The 17,949-nt window shown below is 72.3% G+C and carries 18 protein-coding genes and 1 tRNA gene; 14 read left to right on the plus strand and 5 right to left on the minus strand.

Annotation, left to right across the window (positions count from 1 at the left end):
• The first annotated feature begins 86 nt into the window (after nt 1-86).
• On the plus strand, nt 87-707 hold the full coding sequence (locus ABT171_RS20555) for a PIG-L deacetylase family protein (protein ID WP_351245747.1): 621 nt from the start codon (nt 87-89) through the stop codon (nt 705-707).
• A gap of 168 nt (nt 708-875) precedes the next feature.
• Complete coding sequence (locus ABT171_RS20560) at nt 876-1,748, plus strand: beta-1,6-N-acetylglucosaminyltransferase (protein ID WP_351245749.1); 873 nt, start codon at nt 876-878, stop codon at nt 1,746-1,748.
• A 113-nt stretch (nt 1,749-1,861) separates the two neighbouring features.
• On the opposite strand, the gene ABT171_RS20565 is transcribed toward ABT171_RS20560, so the two are convergent.
• A complete protein-coding gene (locus ABT171_RS20565) occupies nt 1,862-2,506 on the minus strand; it encodes an LPXTG cell wall anchor domain-containing protein (protein WP_351245751.1) in 645 nt (214 codons plus the stop codon).
• Between the two features lie 766 nt (nt 2,507-3,272).
• Here ABT171_RS20565 and ABT171_RS20570 point away from each other — a divergent pair.
• From ABT171_RS20570 to ABT171_RS20595, 6 genes are all read left to right on the plus strand, one after another.
• On the plus strand, nt 3,273-3,770 hold the full coding sequence (locus ABT171_RS20570) for a tyrosinase family oxidase copper chaperone (protein WP_351245753.1): 498 nt from the start codon (nt 3,273-3,275) through the stop codon (nt 3,768-3,770).
• Complete coding sequence (locus tag ABT171_RS20575; protein ID WP_351245755.1) at nt 3,754-4,620, plus strand: tyrosinase family protein; 867 nt, start codon at nt 3,754-3,756, stop codon at nt 4,618-4,620. The genes ABT171_RS20570 and ABT171_RS20575 overlap by 17 nt, the downstream gene beginning before the upstream one ends.
• Before the next feature lie 359 nt (nt 4,621-4,979).
• A complete protein-coding gene (locus ABT171_RS20580; RefSeq protein ID WP_351245757.1) occupies nt 4,980-5,225 on the plus strand; it encodes a hypothetical protein in 246 nt (81 codons plus the stop codon).
• Nucleotides 5,226-5,398: 173 nt separating this feature from the next.
• Nucleotides 5,399-5,728, plus strand: a complete 330-nt coding sequence (locus ABT171_RS20585) for a hypothetical protein (protein ID WP_351245759.1) — start codon at nt 5,399-5,401, stop codon at nt 5,726-5,728.
• Between the two features lie 146 nt (nt 5,729-5,874).
• Nucleotides 5,875-6,156 carry a hypothetical protein gene (locus tag ABT171_RS20590; RefSeq protein WP_351245761.1) on the plus strand — a complete coding sequence of 94 codons (282 nt, stop codon included), beginning with the start codon at nt 5,875-5,877 and terminating at the stop codon, nt 6,154-6,156.
• A gap of 342 nt (nt 6,157-6,498) precedes the next feature.
• On the plus strand, nt 6,499-6,888 hold the full coding sequence (locus ABT171_RS20595) for a hypothetical protein (RefSeq protein WP_351245763.1): 390 nt from the start codon (nt 6,499-6,501) through the stop codon (nt 6,886-6,888).
• 169 nt (nt 6,889-7,057) lie between these two features.
• Here the strand turns inward: ABT171_RS20595 and ABT171_RS20600 are convergent, their stop codons facing one another.
• The 3 genes from ABT171_RS20600 to ABT171_RS20610 all read right to left on the minus strand — a co-directional run bounded on the left by ABT171_RS20600 (nt 7,058) and on the right by ABT171_RS20610 (nt 8,614).
• A complete protein-coding gene (locus ABT171_RS20600) occupies nt 7,058-7,351 on the minus strand; it encodes a hypothetical protein (RefSeq protein WP_351245765.1) in 294 nt (97 codons plus the stop codon).
• A 223-nt stretch (nt 7,352-7,574) separates the two neighbouring features.
• Nucleotides 7,575-7,871 carry a hypothetical protein gene (locus tag ABT171_RS20605; protein ID WP_351245767.1) on the minus strand — a complete coding sequence of 99 codons (297 nt, stop codon included), beginning with the start codon at nt 7,869-7,871 and terminating at the stop codon, nt 7,575-7,577.
• Nucleotides 7,872-8,137: 266 nt separating this feature from the next.
• Nucleotides 8,138-8,614, minus strand: coding sequence for a hypothetical protein (locus ABT171_RS20610; protein WP_351245769.1), 477 nt, complete (start codon nt 8,612-8,614; stop codon nt 8,138-8,140).
• A 509-nt stretch (nt 8,615-9,123) separates the two neighbouring features.
• Between ABT171_RS20610 and ABT171_RS20615 the strand changes: the two genes are divergently transcribed.
• The gene (locus ABT171_RS20615; protein ID WP_351245771.1) at nt 9,124-9,894 is read left to right on the plus strand and encodes a hypothetical protein; all 771 of its coding nucleotides are present in this window, start codon (nt 9,124-9,126) and stop codon (nt 9,892-9,894) included.
• Between the two features lie 71 nt (nt 9,895-9,965).
• Complete coding sequence (locus ABT171_RS20620) at nt 9,966-10,241, plus strand: hypothetical protein (protein WP_351245773.1); 276 nt, start codon at nt 9,966-9,968, stop codon at nt 10,239-10,241.
• Nucleotides 10,242-10,417: 176 nt separating this feature from the next.
• Here the strand turns inward: ABT171_RS20620 and ABT171_RS20625 are convergent.
• Nucleotides 10,418-10,490, minus strand: a tRNA-Arg gene (locus ABT171_RS20625).
• 319 nt (nt 10,491-10,809) lie between these two features.
• Between ABT171_RS20625 and ABT171_RS20630 the strand changes: the two genes are divergently transcribed.
• From ABT171_RS20630 to ABT171_RS20645, 4 genes are all read left to right on the plus strand, one after another.
• Entirely contained in the window at nt 10,810-12,420 is a 1,611-nt protein-coding gene (locus ABT171_RS20630) for a dynamin family protein (RefSeq protein ID WP_351245775.1), read from the plus strand.
• Nucleotides 12,421-13,312: 892 nt separating this feature from the next.
• Nucleotides 13,313-15,373, plus strand: a complete 2,061-nt coding sequence (locus tag ABT171_RS20635) for a YfjP family GTPase (protein ID WP_503075900.1) — start codon at nt 13,313-13,315, stop codon at nt 15,371-15,373.
• Between the two features lie 397 nt (nt 15,374-15,770).
• Nucleotides 15,771-16,253 (plus strand): single-stranded DNA-binding protein, encoded by a 483-nt coding sequence (locus ABT171_RS20640; RefSeq protein WP_351245777.1) that lies wholly within the window; start codon nt 15,771-15,773, stop codon nt 16,251-16,253.
• 267 nt (nt 16,254-16,520) lie between these two features.
• Nucleotides 16,521-17,927, plus strand: a complete 1,407-nt coding sequence (locus ABT171_RS20645) for a Cys-Gln thioester bond-forming surface protein (RefSeq protein ID WP_351245779.1) — start codon at nt 16,521-16,523, stop codon at nt 17,925-17,927.
• The last annotated feature ends 22 nt before the right edge of the window (nt 17,928-17,949 follow it).

Consider the following 17,949-nt stretch of genomic DNA (forward strand, 5'->3'; position numbering starts at 1 on the left):
GGTATGCGTGAGGAAAGTGTGAGAATCGGATCATGTATGTAGTATCAGGACATTGAGGAACCATCAGCCGCATCTGAGGGGCGCTTATGTGGAACAGGGTGCTGGCGGTCGGAGCTCACCCGGACGACATCGAGTTCGGCTGCGGAGGTGCCCTCCTGCGGCACGCGGCGCACGGCGCCTCGATCACCCTCGTCGTCGTCAGTGACGGAGCCCTCGCCGGGGACGCCGTGGTGCGCGCCGCCGAACAGGACCACGCCGCACAGCTCCTGGGCGCCAAGGCCGTGATGCTGCACCGGCCCGACGGCCAACTCGGACCGCTGCGCGAGCTCGTGAGCCGCCTGGAGGAGGAGATCGCGAACGCGAGCCCCGACCTGGTCTACGCACACCTGCCGGAGGACATCCACCAGGACCACGTCAGGACGCACCAGGCCCTGCGGATCGCCGCTCGGCGCCTGGACAACGTACTGCTGTACGAGTCTCCCCGGTCCCCCCTGCTGTCGTCGGGCATCAGCGTGGACATCAGCCCGGTGATCGAGCGGAAGACCGCCCTCCTCGCGGCGCACGCCTCACAGACCGGCAGCCGCGCGGAGCTGGGGGCCGAGGCGGTCCGCGCACGGGCCGTCCTGCACGGCAGCAGGGTCGGCTGCACCCACGCCGAGATGTTCCAGCCCCTGCGCTTCACCATGCCGCTCGGCCCCGCCGTGTGACGCCACCGCGGGGCCCTCGCACCGGATTCACCGGATGGCGCCGGTGCGGCCTTCGGCGACGCGCCATTCGGGGGACATCCCTCCCGCGCGCCAGCGAGCCCGCGCCGCGACCCATGGCCCCGCGATCACCGTGGGGGAGAAGCCGGTGGACCGAGGGAGGAGAGAACGATGCCGGTATTTGCCGTGCTCGCCCACACCGAGCCCCAGTTGTTCGCACGGCTGGTCGCGCGGCTGGCGCCGTACCCGGTGGTCGTCCACGTGGACGCACGCTCGTGCGCCGCCGACTTCGCGGGGGTGCCGCGCACCACGTACGTCCGCGACCGCGTCGCCGTCCGGTGGGGAGGCTTCTCGGTCGTCCGCGCGACGCTCGCCCTCTACCGCACGGCACTGGAGCTCGCGCAGCCCTGCGACCACATCGTTCTGCTGTCCGGGCAGTGCTACCCCGCCCGGCCGGTGCGCGCGTTCGCCGCACACCTCGCCTCGGCGCCGTTCCGGCAGCACTGCAAGGCGGCCGCGGTGCTCGACGACAGGACCACCGCCGGCCGGGTCCTCAAGCGGTGGTGCCTCGACGCCGTGCCGACCGGACCGGGACCGACCTACCTCCCCCGCGCACTGCTGCGCAGGGGGATCTCGGAGCTGACCCCCCGGCGCAGGCCCTCCGTGTTCGGTGACATCGAGCCGGTGGCGGGCAGCCAGTGGACGGCGCTGACCGCCGACTGCGTCGCGGACCTGCTCGGCAAGGCGGAGGACCCCCGCTGGGAGAACCTGTTCCGTACGACCCACGCGCCCGACGAGATGTTCTTCCACACGCTCGTCTGGAACAGCGGCTGGCGCGAGGAGGTGGAGGACCCGGTCCTGCGGCCGCGGGCCGGGCGCGGCACTGCCGACTTCACCAACTTCCACCACCTGGACCGGCTGCTCAAGGGCACGAGGACGCTCGCCGACCTCCCGGCGATCGAAGCCTCCCGGATGTTCTTCACCCGCAAGGTCGCCTCACCCCGGTCGGCGGAGTTGCTCGACGCCCTCGACGGACGAGCGTGAGCCGGGGCCCGCGGGCAGGCTCGTTCCGTCCGCCGCGCTCCCGGCTCGGGCGGCGCGGCGGACGGAAGCGGAGCCGGCGGGTGCCGGGCGCGAGACGTCCGGCACCCGGGGCGCTACCGCCGGGCCGCGGCCCGGCCCCGCCGGTACAGGACGGTTCCGGCGGCCAGCAGCGCACCGCTGGCGGCGATGGCTCCGGAGGTGGTCTCCGTACCGGTCTTGGCCAGCTCCGGGGGCGGCGGAGTCCGCTTCGCGGGCGGTGCCTTCACGGGGGCGGGCTTGGGGGCCGGGGTGTGCTTGCGGGGCGGCGGCGGGACCGCCTTGGTCGGGGGAGGCGTGGGCGTGTCCTCGCCGTAGCAGCCGCAGTCGGATCCGTAACCCGGCTCGTCGTCGCCGTAGCTGGAGCCGTAACCGGGGCTGGCACTGGCGGTGGCGCCGGCGGTGGAGCTGGAGCTGTCGTCCGAGCCGTAGCTGGAACCCTCGTCGCTCGCCTTCGTCGTGGGGCTGCCGGAAGCCGGGGCCATGTACCCCAGCTGCCTGTGCGCCTGCCGCACGGCGGCCTGTGCGCGAGCGATCGCCCTCAGGGCACTTGACTCACCGGGGATGGCCTGCTGGGGAGCCGTATCGCCCGACAGCACCGTGTGTGAGTCCGCCCCTGTCGCCTGCGGACCGGAGTCCGCGAACGCCCATGTGCCGGACAGAGTCAGGGCGCTTGTCGCGGCGGCGGCCACGACCAATCCCTTGGTCAGGGTCTGTCGCACTCTCGTTGTCTTTCTCTCAGGCGGGAAGGGGAAGCCGGCGTCGGCCGCTGATCCGGCCTTCTCGATTGCCGGGTTCCGCAGGTCGCCGCAGGGGACCGTGATGCCGCACGTTCACACTCGCCACGACCTGCGAACTGTGAACGAGATATGAAGGCCCGAAGATACCGAGAGGCGTGGAATGCCGGAGAATTCACCCGAATGCCCGCCTGTGGCCCCCGTGCCCGCCGCTGCCCGACGGTGAGCGGCCTCGGCCGCCGTGCGCACGCCGTGCCCCGAACGGACGGGTGCTTCACCGGAATGAGCCTTTCCGGTTGCCGAAGCCGACGGGTGCTCTCAGGGTGGGCTCAGGAACCCGCGCATCAGCGATCCGGCGCACCACCGAAGGAAGTCCCGACGAGGTGCCGGCCTGGGCCGTACCGCAGCGGCGGCCCAGGGGCGAGAGTCGTAGGGGCGCCCCCCGACACCAGGGTCGGGGGGCGCCCCTACGGCGCCCCGGTCAGGCCCGGCCCGCATGTCCCCCGATCGTGTGGAGCACCGGCCGCCGTGCTCCGGCCGGGTGAGCGCGCACCGGGGCCGTCCCGTCCGGTGCGGATAGGGTCCGCGGTGACCTCGGCCGCCGCCGGCACGCGTCTGTTCCGCCGCGCCACCCGGGCCGTTCCGCCCGCCCGGCCCGGCGCCCGGGTCACCGGTCCGGCCGCACGTCGGTGACCGGCCGGGCCGTCCGTCGGTTACGGCATCGACAACCGGACCGGACGAGGAGTGAACGATGGTTCTTGGCGTCGGCGAAGTGCCGGGAGGCGGGCAGCGCGGGACGCCGGTCGCGGGCGGAGCGCGGCCCCGGGGCAGAACGCGGCGGGACGTGACGCGGGGGCTGCTCGCCTCGGCCGTCGGCGCGGCGCTCGCCCCGGTGGCCACGGCCTGCGGACGGCCCGCGCACACCCCGGACGACGGCCGGCAGGCCGGTGCCTTCGACGAGACCTACCGGGGGCGCCAGATCCGCGGCGTCGAGGTCCGCGGCTCCGGCCGGGCCGCCGGCGCCCAGTGGGCGGTCACGATCGACGGCCGCCCCCTGCACCTGATGCGCCGCGCCGACGGCAGCTGGCTGAGCATGGTCGACCACTACCGCTCGTACGCGACCCCGCTCGCCGCGGCCCGGGGAGCGGTCGACGAGCTGGGCCCCGACGAGCAGGTGCGCGACCTGGCACCGGGACCGATGGGCGGCGGGCCGGAGCACGGGGGAGGCGGGCATGGTGTACACGCGTAAGAACATCAGCGCGCTGACCCGCAGCGAGCGGCGCCGGTTCGTGGACGCCCTGCTGGAGATCAAACGGCGCGGTGAGTACGACGAGTTCGTACGGATGCACATCACGTACAACACCCCCGACGGTGAACGCGGGCTGCGCACCGCCCACATGACGCCCTCCTTCCTGCCCTGGCACCGCAAGCTCGTGCTGGAACTGGAGCGCGCGCTGCGCCGGGTGGACGCGTCGGTGACGGTGCCGTACTGGGACTGGACCCGTGACCGCACGGCCATGTCGCTGCCGTGGACCGACGACCTGATGGGCGGCAACGGGCGGCGCTCGGACCGGCAGGTGATGACCGGTCCGTTCGCCTACCGGGCGGGCCACTGGAAGATCACCGAGGGCGTGACCGACCGGCAGTACCTCACCCGCGACCTCGGCCGCGCCCGCAACCCGATCGAGCTGCCGACCGCCCGTGACCTGGAGTCGGCCCTGGCCGACCCGGTCTACGACACGGCGCCCTGGGACTCGACGGTCACCAGAGGGTTCCGCAACAAGCTGGAGGGGTGGGGGCAGGGCCGGGGCAGTGTCTCCTGGCACAACCACAACCGGGTGCACCGCTGGGTGGGCGGAGTGATGGTCGGCGGCGCCTCCGTCAACGACCCCGTCTTCTGGCTGCACCACTCCTTCGTCGACCTCCAGTGGACCCGCTGGCAGCAGCGGCACCGCGAGCACCGCTACCTCCCGGCCGAGCCGCCCGGCCCGCGCGACGCCCAGCACGGCCGGATCGTGGCCCGGCACGAGCGGCTGCCGCCCTGGGACGTGACGCCGGACCAGCTGGAGGACCTGAGCGGGATCTACCGGTACGAGTGAGGCCGGTAACTTCCCGTGTATGCCGGTCGGTTCGTCATGCCGTTCGAGATGTCGCACGTTCGATCTTCCCGGCTGAGCCGAACTCGCCGCCCAGCACGGACCGTCCGGTGCATCCGGTCCGCGGAGCCGACCTTCTCGTCATACAACTGCCTTTTGCTGCATTCGTGTTGGTGTACACGGCGACAACGCGCCGTATCGCCGCGGCAGTTGTCATCATCGGGGAATGCATTCGGGCTCATGTCCCCTTTTGGACACGGATATCCGCCAAAGTGGAATACCGAGTATCGCTACTGCTAGTGTTCGGTCAGTCACGGTAGGCAATCAGCCTCGACGTACGAGCAAGAAGAGCCGAGGGTTCCATGCGCAAGCTTCAGCAGGTCGTGATCGCAGCAGTGGCGGCCGGCGGTCTGTCCGCCGTCGGCGGCGTCGCCGGTACCGCCTTCGCTCACGGCAGCGGCGGGCTGGAGGTGAACGACCTCTACCGCCCCTACCAGGAGTGCAGCCCGCAGACGGTGGCCGACGGCAACCTCCCGGTCGGCGTGCTCGGTCTCGCCCAGACCATGGACACCACCTGCGGTCAGTTCAACAACGCCTTCACTGGCTGAGGTCGACGGCGTCATCGCGTGCGACGCCTTCCGCGGAACCCTTCGGGTCACTCCCCGAAGGGTTCCGCGCACGCCGGGCCGGTTGCCTGGATCTCGAAGACGAAGACAGAGCCCGGCGTGGCCGGTTCGCGGCACACGGCGTCCGGGCGCCCCTCACAAAGGAAACGCATCACATGCTCAGTAGGAAGAAGATCGCGGCCGTTTCCGGGCTTGTTGGCGGCCTCGCAGTGACCTGCGCCGGTCTCGCCCAGCCGTACGCCATGGCCGGTCCGGGGGTCTGTACGCGCGACATCCAGGGCAACATCAGCTGCATCCAGCGGATCCAGGGTGAACTGCCCGAGAACGGGGCCATCCCCCACCAGGAGAACTGCATGCCGACGCAGCCCCTGTTGCTGCCCGCCGCCCTCGGCAACGGGACGATGCGGATCGGGCCCGAGGTGACCTGCAGGAGCGTGACGCCCGACCGGGCCGACAAGCCGGACGCTGCCGACCTGTTGGGCTGAGCCCGCGAACGGAACCTTCTGGTGGAATTCCCCCTGTAATCCGACACGACGTATGGAAAGATCCCAAATTGCTACCGATGGTGTGTATATGCTCACACTAAGTAGTCAAGCCAGGGCTTCCCGCCCGGGTAAGAAAGGGTCAAACCATGCGTAAGTTTCAGCGCGCCGCAGTCGTAGCCGCGGCGGTTGCGGGGCTGTCCACCCTCGGCGTCGGCGTCAGCTTCGCCGGCGGCTACGACGACACCCCTCCGCAGATCAACGCGGTGGCCAACTCGTCGGCCAACGCCGTGGCCACGTGGGGTGGTTACTTCACTCCCCAGCCGGGTGACGGCGGCCACAAGGAAGCCTCCGCGCCCGAAGAGGGTTACGGTCAGTACTCCGCTCCGGCTTCCGCGCCGACCGACGGTGGCGGCCAGCAGCAGCAGTAAGAAGAATCCCCAAGGTCTCGATGCGCACGTTGAGCGCGCTGCGGTCGTAGCGCATCGACGCCCCTTTGGAGCACGGCATGCACATCGCACGAACGGAACGTCCCTGTCCTGGTTCAACTCGGACTGTTCGCCGGTGTGCTGAGTAATAACCCATGGCGAAGGCAGCCCGGACGCGCGGCAGACACCTCAGGGTGCGCGTCCGGGCTGCGGCTGTGTCGTCACCGGACGCACCCGGCAAGGCGTCAAGGCGCCGGGTCCCGCGTTCGGTTCTCTCCAAGGCCCGGGTGGGCGCCGTTTCCACGGCGTCGGCGCCCGGGCCTCCAGTGCAAAGGAACGCAAGCCATGTTCACTCGGCAGAAGATCGCGACCGTCTCGGGACTCGTCGGAAGTCTCGCCGTGATCTGCGTCGGCGCCGCGCACGCGCACGCCGATGAACCCAGGAGCGATTGCCGGAACACCGTTCTGGGCGACACCATCTGCGTGCGCAAGAGCGAGACCCAGGCCGACAAGCGCGGCACCCACGCCATCAAGCAGACGCGGGACTGCTTGGTCGACGACCGGCCGCGCGTGCTGTTCGCCGACGACGACCTGCTGGGCGGCGGAACCAAGAACGTCGGGCCGGCCGTGGACTGCTCCAACAAAATGGAGCTGCCCAAGGGCTTCAAGAAGCCCCAGGTCAAGAAGCCCCAGGTGCCGCAGCTGAAGTTCAAGAAGCCCCACATCAGGTTCTGACGCACGATCAGGAAATGCCGGACCGGGAGCGCTCCCGGTCCGGCATTTCGGCTTTATGCGACCGCATGGGTTTTCTGGCGGCATGGAATTCCCCGGCGCCCCGGTCTGTGGCCGGAACACCGGGGAAATATCCCTACTTGCTTTACTGCTTACTTTCCGACTTTTCTGCTTACTTCCCGACGGCGTTGTTGCAGCCCATGGTCGAGCCGAGGGACGACTGCTGCGCCCCCGGGTTGCCCTCGCCGTTCAGCAGGTTGCCGCCCAGGCCGTTGGCGATGCCGACCTCGCCGAGGACGTCTGCGTTGCCGTCGTGCGACCTGCAGGTGGTGCTCTGCAGAACGCTGAAGCGGTCGCTGTCGCCGCCCTTGCGCCAGCCCTGGTCGGCGTGGGCGGCGCCGGCGCTCAGGAGCCCGATGCTCCCGAGGGCGGCGACCAGGACGGCAGCCTTGCGGAGCTTGTGCATGTCATCTCCGGTGGGGTGATGAAGTGGATGCGATCCGTGACAGATCGACTTCGTACGGTTATGGAGGTTAATAGGAAATAACCAAGGCCAATCGGCGACGCGCCGAATTCGGAATTCCTGTCACTCTGAATGCCCATGGGTACGAAAAAAGGAACCGGCCCCGAGCCTGAGGCTCGGGGCCGGTATTATTTCCCGCTTTTTAGTCGCCCGTGCGCTCGTGTGCTCAGAAGGCGCTGTTGTTGCAGCCCATGGTCGAGCCGATGTGGGTCGACTGGGCACCCGGGTCGCCCTCGCCGTTGAGCGCGTTGCCCAGCAGGCCGTTGAGGATGCCGACCTCGCCGAGGACGTCCAGGTTCAGGTCGTGCGACCTGCAGTTGGAGCTCTGCAGGACGCTGAACTTGTCGCTCTTCTCGCCGCCCTTGCCTCCCCAGCCGTCCTGGCCGGCGTGGGCGGTGCCGCTCATGAGGGCGATGCTGCCGACGGCCGCGACCAGGACGGCAGCCTTGCGAAGCTTGTGCATGTCATCTCCGGTGGAGTGAAGTGAGTTGCGATCTGTGGCAGATCGACTTCTTACAGTTACGGGAGGTTAATCAGAAATAGCTCAAAACGGACAGCGACGCGCCGATTTGATGATCGCTGGGCAAAAGCACCCGAAAGCCGCAACGCACGCGAACGGGCCCTCCGGGGCGATCCCCGAAGGGCCCGTGCTGGGCGTCGGTGTGCGGAACGACCGGTGTTTCCAGGCCTGTTGGCCTGGTGCGCGGCGCCGGTCCGAGGGCGAAGGGCCTAGTGCGCGGTCGCGTGGGCGAGGGCGTTCGACTGCATGTTGGACTGGCCGCAGTCGATGCCGTGCGTGTCGGCGGCGGCGAGCACGGCTACCGGGACGGCCGCGTTGAGCAGGGACTGGGGGCTGCACTCCTGGGACGGGCGGAAGAGGTTGCTCTGCAGGGACGAGGAGTCGCCCTGCCCCGGGGTGGCCTGCGGGCTGATCTGCGGGCTGATCGACGGGCTCAGTGTCGGGTTGACCTGCGGGGTGACCTCCGCGCCGCGCTGCGGGGCCTGCGGCGCTCCTCCGTAGGACTGCGTGCTGGCCTGGGCGGAGGTGGCCGAGTCGGCCTGGGCGTCCAGCTGCGAAACGGGGGGCGGCGCAGCGCCGTTGTAGCCGTTGTAGGCGGGAGCCGCGGCGGAGCTGGGGCCGGCGCCGACGGCGGACAGACCCCCGGCTGCTGCGACGACGAGCGCGACTTGCTGAAGCTTGCGCATGGAACCCTCGGCCCTTCATTGACCTGTGCACGGAACGTGTCGGAATACGGATGTCTGGGTGCAGCTCTTGCTGTTCTCACTGCCCTGGGCGGCTGCGATGGACCATCGCTCTGTCCCCGGGGGGAACGACACAAGTGCGCGGCCGGATACGGGTGTCGGGCCCTGGTCACCCATTTGCCCCAGGGGTGTGCGCCTCGGTGCCGCGTTCCGGAATCCCCTGCAATCCTGACCTCGGGCGTCCGTCCGTCAATGGCAAATGGGTGACGGAGTTCCGGGTCCCGTGACCGGGGCGGGGCAATTGTCGTTGCCAGCTGGGAGAGGGCAGCGATCATGGATCACGGAGGGGTAAAGGGAGTTCGCTGCCAGCTCTGGCGTAAGTCCGTGTGCAGCCCGGTAGTTACCCCCGTTACGGCGCAGTACGACCATACGAACATCGGGCTGAGTGCAGCACGCGACCGCACCGAATACAACGGATTTCCCTGTTCAGGTATTGAAGGGCCGAGGGTTCCATGCGCAAGATTCACAAGGCCGCGCTCGTCGTAGCGGCGGCCGGCGGCTTGTCCGCCATCGGCGCCGGCGTCAGCCATGCCGACACTCCCGTCGGATACGGCGGTGGTGCCGCTCCAGCGCCGGCTCCCGAGTACCCCGCGCCGTACGCGGCTCCCCAGTACGCGCCACCGCAGTACGCGCCGCCCCAGTACGCGCCACCGCAGTACGCCATGCCCCAGTACGCGCCACCGCAGTACGCGGTTCCCCAGTACGCGCCGCCCCCGCCGAGCGGTCCGCAGGCCGCGGCGACGGCCAACTCGCGGGGCGTGGCCCAGGTCGCCGCTCCGCAGCCGTACGTCCAGCCGATGATGCCGCCTCCCCCCGCGCCCCCCGCACCGCCCGCGCCGCCGCAGCAGACCGGTTACGCCGCCGCGACGGCCACGTCGGGTGGCTCCGCGCAGGCCTCCAACTCGCCGTACGCCCCGCAGGCCGCTCCCCAGCAGGTCGCCGCGCCGCAGCCGGCGGCGCAGGTCATGCCCCAGGTCAGCCCGCAGTCCGCGCCGGAGGTCATGCCGCGGGTCGCCCCGCAGGTCTCCGTGCCCCAGACGTTCGGCGCCACGGAGGCCCCGCCGCGTGTCGCGCCTCAGGTGAACCCCCAGGTGAATCCCCAGGTGAACCCGCTCGTCAACCCGCTGGTCGCGGGTACCGGCACGCCGCAGGTTCCCGGGCTCGGCCTCGGACAGGTCGCGGCGCCTCCGGTCGGCCAGCTGGGCCTTCCCCGCCTCGGCTGATCGCTCAGCCGCGCTCCGCCGCCCCCTCTCGATCTGCCGCAGATCGCATCAGCCAGACCATCGGAGAAGTAATGCGCACGTTTCACAAGGCCGTCCTCGTGGGCGCCGTCCTCGGCAGCGTCGGCACCTTCGGCGTCAACCCCGCCTCCGCGCACGGGGAGCCGGGACACGACCTGGATGTCACGCAGGGCATCGAGTGCCGCTCGCACGACATGAACATCGATGTGCTCGGCAGCGTCGGCGCCGTCAACGGCCTGGCGGGCAACCTGCTGAACGGCGAAGGCAACCCGGGCGCGCAGCAGAGCCACCTCGGCTCGGACATGGGCTGCAACAGCAAGGCGCTCTGACCCGCCCGTACAGCGCCGGACCCTCCCCGCGAACGCCGGGAGGGTCCGGCGCTTTTCCGTGTGCGGCCGCGTCGCCTTGATCGCCCTGAGCCGATGTCGCCGTGACCGGATGTCGCCGTGACCGGATGTCGCCCTGAACGACGCGACGCCCTCCCGGAGGGGAGGGCGGAAACCGGCGCCCCCGGCAGGACTCGAACCTGCGGCCAAGCGCTTAGAAGGCGCCTGCTCTATCCACTGAGCTACGGGGGCCTGGTGTGGTGGCCTCGTGCCGGGTGCCCCGAGAGGCTGATCCCTGACGTTGCCCGGGACAAGGATAGGGCTCCCGGTTCCCCGTCCCTGTCGCTTCCCCTCCGTGGCTCGATGTGGAGGTTCGGTGAAGCGGTCCTGATAATCGCAGGCAGGTGCGATTCGTGCATCGCTTTTGGCCTCCGACGCACCGGGTGTTGTGCACTCGTTATCCCTCGCCTGCGCCCGTGTCCCAATGATTCCTTCCGTCCGTTCCGTCCCCTCGGCGCGCAGACATGTCTATATGCTTCAGAATTCCCCTAAAATTGGGCATTCTTCGCATGTGGTGACCTTGGACGTACGGCCTCAGCTGCTCGACACACTCTCCGCTCTGCGCGACAGTGTCGCCGCCACACGCTTTCCGCTGCCCCTGCCCGGGGCCGCACGCGCGCGTGCCAACCGCGACGAACTCCTCGCGCAGCTCGACGACTATCTCGTACCCCGCCTGCGAGAGCCCGAGGCGCCGTTGCTCGCCGTCGTCGGCGGATCCACCGGCGCGGGCAAGTCGACGCTCGTCAACTCCCTCGTCGGGCGGCGCGTGAGCGAGGCGGGCGTACTGCGGCCGACGACCCGGACGCCGGTCCTCGTCTGCCACCCGGACGATCATCACTGGTTCAGCGGGATGCGGGTGCTCCCCGAGCTCACGCGCGTGTGGGCGCACCAGCAGGATCCCGTCGAGGACCTGCTGCTGCCCGATCGCGAGACCCCCGCGCGCCAGCTGCGCATCGAGACCACCGAGACCATCCCGCGCGGGCTCGCCCTCCTCGACGCGCCCGACATCGACTCGCTGATCGCCGACAACCGGGTCCTCGCCGCGGAGCTGATCTGCGCCGCCGACGTCTGGATCATGGTGACGACGGCGACCCGCTACGCCGACGCCGTCCCCTGGCACCTGCTGCGCACCGCCAAGGAGTACGACGCCACCCTCGTCACCGTCCTGGACCGGGTGCCCCACCAGGTCGTCAACGAGGTCTCCCGGCAGTACGGCGCCCTGCTCACCAAGGCCGGGCTGGGCGACGTACCCCGCTTCACCGTGCCCGAGCTGCCCGAGTCGGCGTGGGGAGCCGGGCTGCTGCCCGCCACCGCCGTCGCGCCCCTGAGGACCTGGCTGGTGCACCACGCCCAGGACCCCGCCGCCCGGCAGCAGGTGATCGCCCGTACGGCTTACGGCCTCCTCGACTCGCTCAAGTCGCGCATGCCCGAGCTGGCCAGCGCCGTCGCCGCCCAGTACGCGGCCGCCCTGCGGCTCACCGCCGCCGTGGAGACCGCCTACGACGGCGAGCACGCGCGCGTGCGCGGCCGTCTGCAGGCCGGCGCCGTACTCGCCGGGGACGCCCTCAAACGCTGGCGGGCCTTCCCCCTGGACTGCACTCCCGGGGAACTCCTCGACGCGCTCGTGGAGAGCCTGGCCGCCCTGCTGCTGTGCTCCGTCACCGCCGCCGACGAGCGGGTCGAGGAGGCCTGGCGGCACGAGCCGGCGGCCGACGCCCCGAGCCTCGCCGGCCGTGACCACTCCCCGGAGAGCGCCGAGCACCGCATCGGCCTCGCCGTACGGCGCTGGCGGCGGGAGCTGGAGGAGTACGCGGAGGACGAGGTGCGGGTACTGGAGCGCACCTCCGCACCCGACCCCGAGGTCGTCGCCGCCGTCGTCGCCACCTCGCTGCTGGGCGGGCGCCGGACGCGCAACGTGGGCGAGGGACTGGCCGACAAGCTCGGCGCCCATGGCGCGCTGCGGCTGCGTGACCGGGCGGCGCGCCTGCTGGCCGACTGCGTGGACCGGGTCATGCACGCCGAACGGGAGCGGCGCCTCGCCCCGCTGGACGCCCTCGGCGTCAACCCCGGGCCACAGGCCGAACTCATCGCCGCGCTGTCCGTACTGCAGAAGGAGAGGTGAGCCGGTGACGGCCGCCACTGATCAGGAGCACAGGGAGCACACCGACCGCATGGCGCGTACCGAGCACAGCGGTCCCATGGATGCCGAGGTCAGGAGACCAATGGAACGTGGCGACCGGCGCGGGGAGCTGCCGCCCCCGAGCCCGGGCGTGCCCGGCGACGCCGGCGCCGGGCGGCCGGAGGAGGGCACCCCCGGGAACCGGCCCGAGGGCGCGGGCCGGAACTCCGAACCGCCCGCCTCGACGGCGGACGCGGACGCGGCGAAGAATCCGGCCGAGACCGACGACCGGGGCGGTGACGCGGGCGCGGCCGAGGGCGAGGACCACGAGCGGGGGTGGCACGCACGCGTGGGCCGTGCGGACGCGGGCCCCGGTCCACAGACCCCCGCGATGCCGCCGGAACCGCCCGCCGGCCACGAGGCCCGCCCGGCGGACCAGGGCGCGGGCGGCTCTGCGCCGGGGAGGAGCCCCGACGCGCGCGTGGCGGACGGGAGGTCGGGCAGGCCGGTGCTGGGGACGGGGACGGGGACGGGTGCGGACGTGGCCGACAGTGGGGCGGGCAGGTCTGTGCTCGGCCGGGGTGTGGATGCGGGTTTGGCGGGGCGGGACGGGGCTGTGCCGGGGAAGGGTGCGGATGCGCGTGTGACCGGCCAGGGCGCGGTCAGGCCCGTGCCGGGGACGGGGACGGGGACGGGGGCGGATGCGGACGTGGCCGACAGGCGGTCGGGCAGGTCCGCGCTCGGCCAGGATGCGGATGCGGGGTTGGCGGGGCCGGACGGGGCCCTGTCGGGGAAGAGCCCCGACGCGCGCGCGGCGGACCGGGGGCCGGGGAGGCCGGTGCTGGGGAAGGGCGCGGATGCGGGGGTGGGGGACAAGGCGCCGGGCAGGTCTGTCCTGGGGAAGAGCGCGGGCGCGGGGGACCGGGGGCCGGGCAGGACGGGGCTCGGCGCGGGGGCTGAGGCGGAGGGGGTGGGGCGGGACAGGGCCGCGCTCGGGAAGGGAGCCGATGCGCGGGTGGCGGACCAGGGCGCGGGCCGGGACAGGGCCGCCCTTGGCCAGAGCGCCGAGGCGGGTGGCGGGCAGCGCTCCCGCCCGCCGCACCGTACGCCCCGGCAGCCCGGCCCCAGCGACGAGGCGGCCCCCCGACGCACGCCCGACACCGGCACCGGGACCGGCACCGGTCCCGGCACCCACGCCGACGCCCACGCCGACGCCGACGCCCACGCCGGCACCGACTCCACGGAGACGTGGGACGACGGCCTCATCGCCCGGCGTGTCACGGACGCCGCGGCCGCCGCCCTCGCCGCCGAACGCGAGACCACCACCCGGGCCCTGGGCGCCAACCCGCCGGCCCCCCTGGCGTACGACGGACCCCTGCGCTCCCGCCTGGACGCCCTGCGCGAACTCGTCGGCCTCTCCCGCGCCCGGCTGGACAAGCGCACCCTCGCCGAGGCCGGCCGGGTCCTGGACGAGGCGGCCGCCCGCCGCAAGCTCTCCGGCCGGCACACCGTCATCGCCATCGCGGGCGCCACGGGAAGCGGCAAGTCGCAGCTGTTCAACGCCCTCGCCGGCGTGGCCATCTCGGAGACCGGCGTACGGCGCCCGACCACGGCCGCCCCCATCGCGTGCAGTTGGAGCGACGGCGCGGCGGGCCTGATCGACCGGCTGGGCATCCCGGGCCGGCTGCGCCGCCGCCCCGTGCACAACCCGGAGACCGAGGCGGAGCTGCGCGGGCTGGTCCTGGTCGACCTGCCCGACCACGACTCCGCCGCCGTACAGCACCGCGAGCAGGTCGACCGGATCCTGAAGCTGGTCGACGCGGTGATCTGGGTGGTCGACCCGGAGAAGTACGCCGACGCCATCCTGCACGAGCGCTATCTGCGGCCCATGGCCGGCCACGCCGAGGTCATGTTCGTCGTCCTCAACCAGGTCGACCGGCTGCCCGGGGACGCCGCCGACCAGGTCCTGGACGACATGCGGCGGCTGCTGGACGAGGACGGCGTCGCGCTCGGCGAGCACGGCGAGCCGGGCGCGACCGTGCTCGCGCTGTCCGCGCTCACCGGCGAGGGCGTCGGTGAACTGCGCGAGGCGCTCGGCCAGTTCGTCGCGGAGCGCGGCGCGGCGGCCCGCCGGGTCGCGGCCGACGTGGACGCCGCCGCGGCCGAACTGCGGCCCGTCTACGCCGCCGAACGGCGGGTCGGCCTCAGTGAGGAGGCACGCGAGGAGTTCGGGGCGCGGCTCGCGGACGCGGTGGGCGCCACCGCGGCGGGCGAGGCCGCCGAGCGCGCCTGGCTGCGCAACGCCAACCGCGCCTGCGGTACGCCCTGGCTGCGGCTGTGGCGCTGGTACCAAGGGCGCGGCGACTCCACGACGGGCCGCCACGCGGTGCGCCCGCAGGCCGACGAGGAGGCCACGGCACGGCAGCGCGTCGAGCAGGCGGTCCGTACGGTGGCCGACCGCGCCTCGGCCGGGCTGCCGGGGCCATGGGCGCAGGCGGTGCGCGAGGCGGCCGTACGCGGCTCGCAGGGGCTGTCGGAGGCGCTGGACGAGCTGGCGGCGCGGGCCGGGCTGCCGCCGGGCCGGCCGCCGCGCCCGGGCTGGTGGCCGGCGGCGGTGCTGGTCCAGGCGTCCATGACCCTGCTGCAGATCGTGGGCGGCCTGTGGCTGGCGGGCCAGATCGCCGGCGTCATGGCGCCCAATCTCGGCGTCCCGGTGCTGCTGATGCTCTGCGGGATCATCGGCGGGCCGCTGGTGGAGTGGGGCTGCCGGATGGCGGCCAGAGGACCGGCCCGGCGCTACGGCCAGGAGGCGGAACGGCGCCTGCGGGAGGCTGCCGCCGGCTGCGGCCGGGCCCGGGTGCTCGACCCGGTGGCGGCGGAACTGCTGCGCTACCGGGAGGTGCGCGAGCAGTACGCACGGGTCGCGCGGACCGGCTCGGGCGTGCGAGTCGGCTGAAGAGCCGCCTGAAGAGCCGCCTGAAGGCCCGCCTGAAGGCCCAGCTGAAGGCCTGTCTGAAGGCCCGCCCGGACGGCCGGTCGAAGAGCGGTGCCGGTCACCGGGGGTGAAGGCGGTGGCGGGGGAGGGCGTCACCCGTGCGGGTGGCGGGGTTTTCCACAGGCGGATGGCCGTCCACAGCGCTCAGCGGGCCCGGCCCGGCGGAGGCAGTCTGGGGTCGCGGCGATCGCACGGCGGGTCCGGCCGGAGGGACGGCGGAAGCGGCGCGCGATCGGCGGGACGCGTGGGCACGTACGGCGGTCGTACGTGCCGGCGCGGCAGACGCAGCCGTACGGGACGGGCCCGTACGTGTGTCCGCCCGGCCGTGACGCGCCGGGCGGGGGAGGGGAGCGAGGACATGAACGAGACCGTCGTCTGTGTGGTGGGCAACGTGGCGACCCAGCCGATGTACCGGGAGGCGGCGTCGGGCCCGTCGGCACGGTTCCGGCTCGCGGTGACCGCGCGGTACTGGGACCGGGAGAAGAGCACCTGGACGGACGGGCACACCAACTTCTTCACGGTGTGGGCCAACCGCCAGCTCGCGGTCAACGTGGCCGCGTGCGTGGAGGTCGGCCAGCCGGTCGTCGTACAGGGCCGGCTGAAGGTGCGCACGGAGGTCCGCGAGGGGCAACAGCAGTGGGCCTCCGCCGACATCGACGCCGTGGCGATCGGCCACGACCTCTCCCGTGGTACGGCCGTCTTCCAGCGCGCGGCCAGGCCGGAGGCACCCGCTACGGCGAACCGGCCGGAGCCGAACTGGGAGACACCGCCACCCGGACCCGCGGGCGTACCGGACGGGGCCACGGCCCAACAGGCTCCCGAGCCCGTTGCCGTGACGTGACGTCAGAGGCCGCGACAGCGACCGTGGCCAGGACACCGCCCGCCCGGTTGGCGAACTCCCCGTACGAACGGGTTGATTTGTCGATATGCCCAGCTCATGGACGGCCCCGGCGATAACGATTGCGGATCGGATCACCCATCGGATCATCCGACCGGCCGGAGAGGCTCCCGCTGATCCATAGGATGCCGGGCGTGCCCCTAGGGGCTGCCGATTCTGCTGGTGGGACCGTCCCCCACGTCCAACGGGTCCTGCTCGAAGGGGAATTCTGTGCTTGCTGCGTTCTCTGGGTTCCGCCGTTCCGCCGGAGCGGGCCGTCTGGCCGCCGCCGCGACGGTGTCCGGCCTTGTGGCGGCCGGCGCGCTGTCCGGCGCCGGCAGAGCCGCGGCCGACGAGACACCGCAGAGCCAGGGCGGGGCGACGGCCACGATCAACGGCCTGAAGACCTACGGCGAGGCCGTGATCCACGGGGACGGCGGCGACCAGCGCGTGGAGGCCGGCCTGTTCGAGATGTCCGTCGACGGCGGCGGCACCCTGCAGACGTACTGCGTCGACCTCCACAACCCCACCCAGCGCGACGCCCACTACCAGGAGACGCCCTGGAGCGGCACCTCGCTGGGCGCGAACAAGGACGCCGGCCGGATCGGCTGGATCCTGCAGCACTCCTACCCCCAGGTCAACGACCTCGCCGCGCTCGCCCGCCAGGCGGGCGCCGGCACCCTGACCGAGCAGGACGCGGCGGCCGGCACCCAGGTGGCCATCTGGCGCTACTCCGACGGCGCGAAGGTCGACGCCGTCGACCCGCAGGCCGAGAAGCTCGCCGACTACCTGCAGAAGAGCGCCCGCGACCTCGGCGAACCGCAGGCCTCGCTCACCCTGGACCCGCCCGCGGTCTCCGGCCGGCCGGGCGGCCTGCTCGGACCGGTGACCGTGCACACCAACGCGGGCACGGTCGCGGTGAGCCCGCCGGTGGACGCGACCACCAGCGGGGTGCGGATCACCGACAAGACCGGCAAGGCGATCAGCACCGCGAAGGACGGCAGCCGGCTGTACTTCGCCATCCCCGGGGGCGCCTCCGCCGGCACCGCCCAGCTGACCGTGCAGGCGTCGACCACCGTGCCCGTGGGCCGTGCCTTCGCCTCCGACAGCCGCAGCCAGACCCAGATCCTGGCCGGCTCCAGCGAGTCCACGGTCTCCGCGAACGCGACCGCCACCTGGGCGGCCGAGGGCGCCATACCGGAGCTGTCGGCCCACAAGGACTGCGTCAGAGGCGGCGTGGACGTCGTCGCGGCCAACAAGGGCGACAAGCCCTTCACCTTCGAGCTGATGGGCGCCGCGCACACCATCCCCGCGGGCGCCTCCCGCACGGTGACCGTCCCGCTCCAGGAGGACCAGGCCTACGACTTCACGATCACCGGGCCGCACGGCTTCAGCCACCGCTTCACCGGCGTCCTCGACTGCCGGACGCAGGGCACGATCACGACGCGCACGGCCAAGGTCCACAACGACCCCAGCCCCGCCACGGTGGGAGGCGGCACCGCAGCACCCGGCACCGACCTCGCCGCGACGGGCGGCTCCGCGATCACCCCGCTGATCGCCGGCGTGGCCATCGGGTTCGTGGTGATCGGCGGCGCGGTACTGGTGGTGCTGCGCAAGCGCGAGCAGCCGGGCGACTGACGGTCCGGCGCCGTCCCGGCGC

Source organism: Streptomyces sp. NPDC001851 (genome assembly GCF_040297165.1).
Lineage (GTDB): Bacteria > Actinomycetota > Actinomycetes > Streptomycetales > Streptomycetaceae > Streptomyces.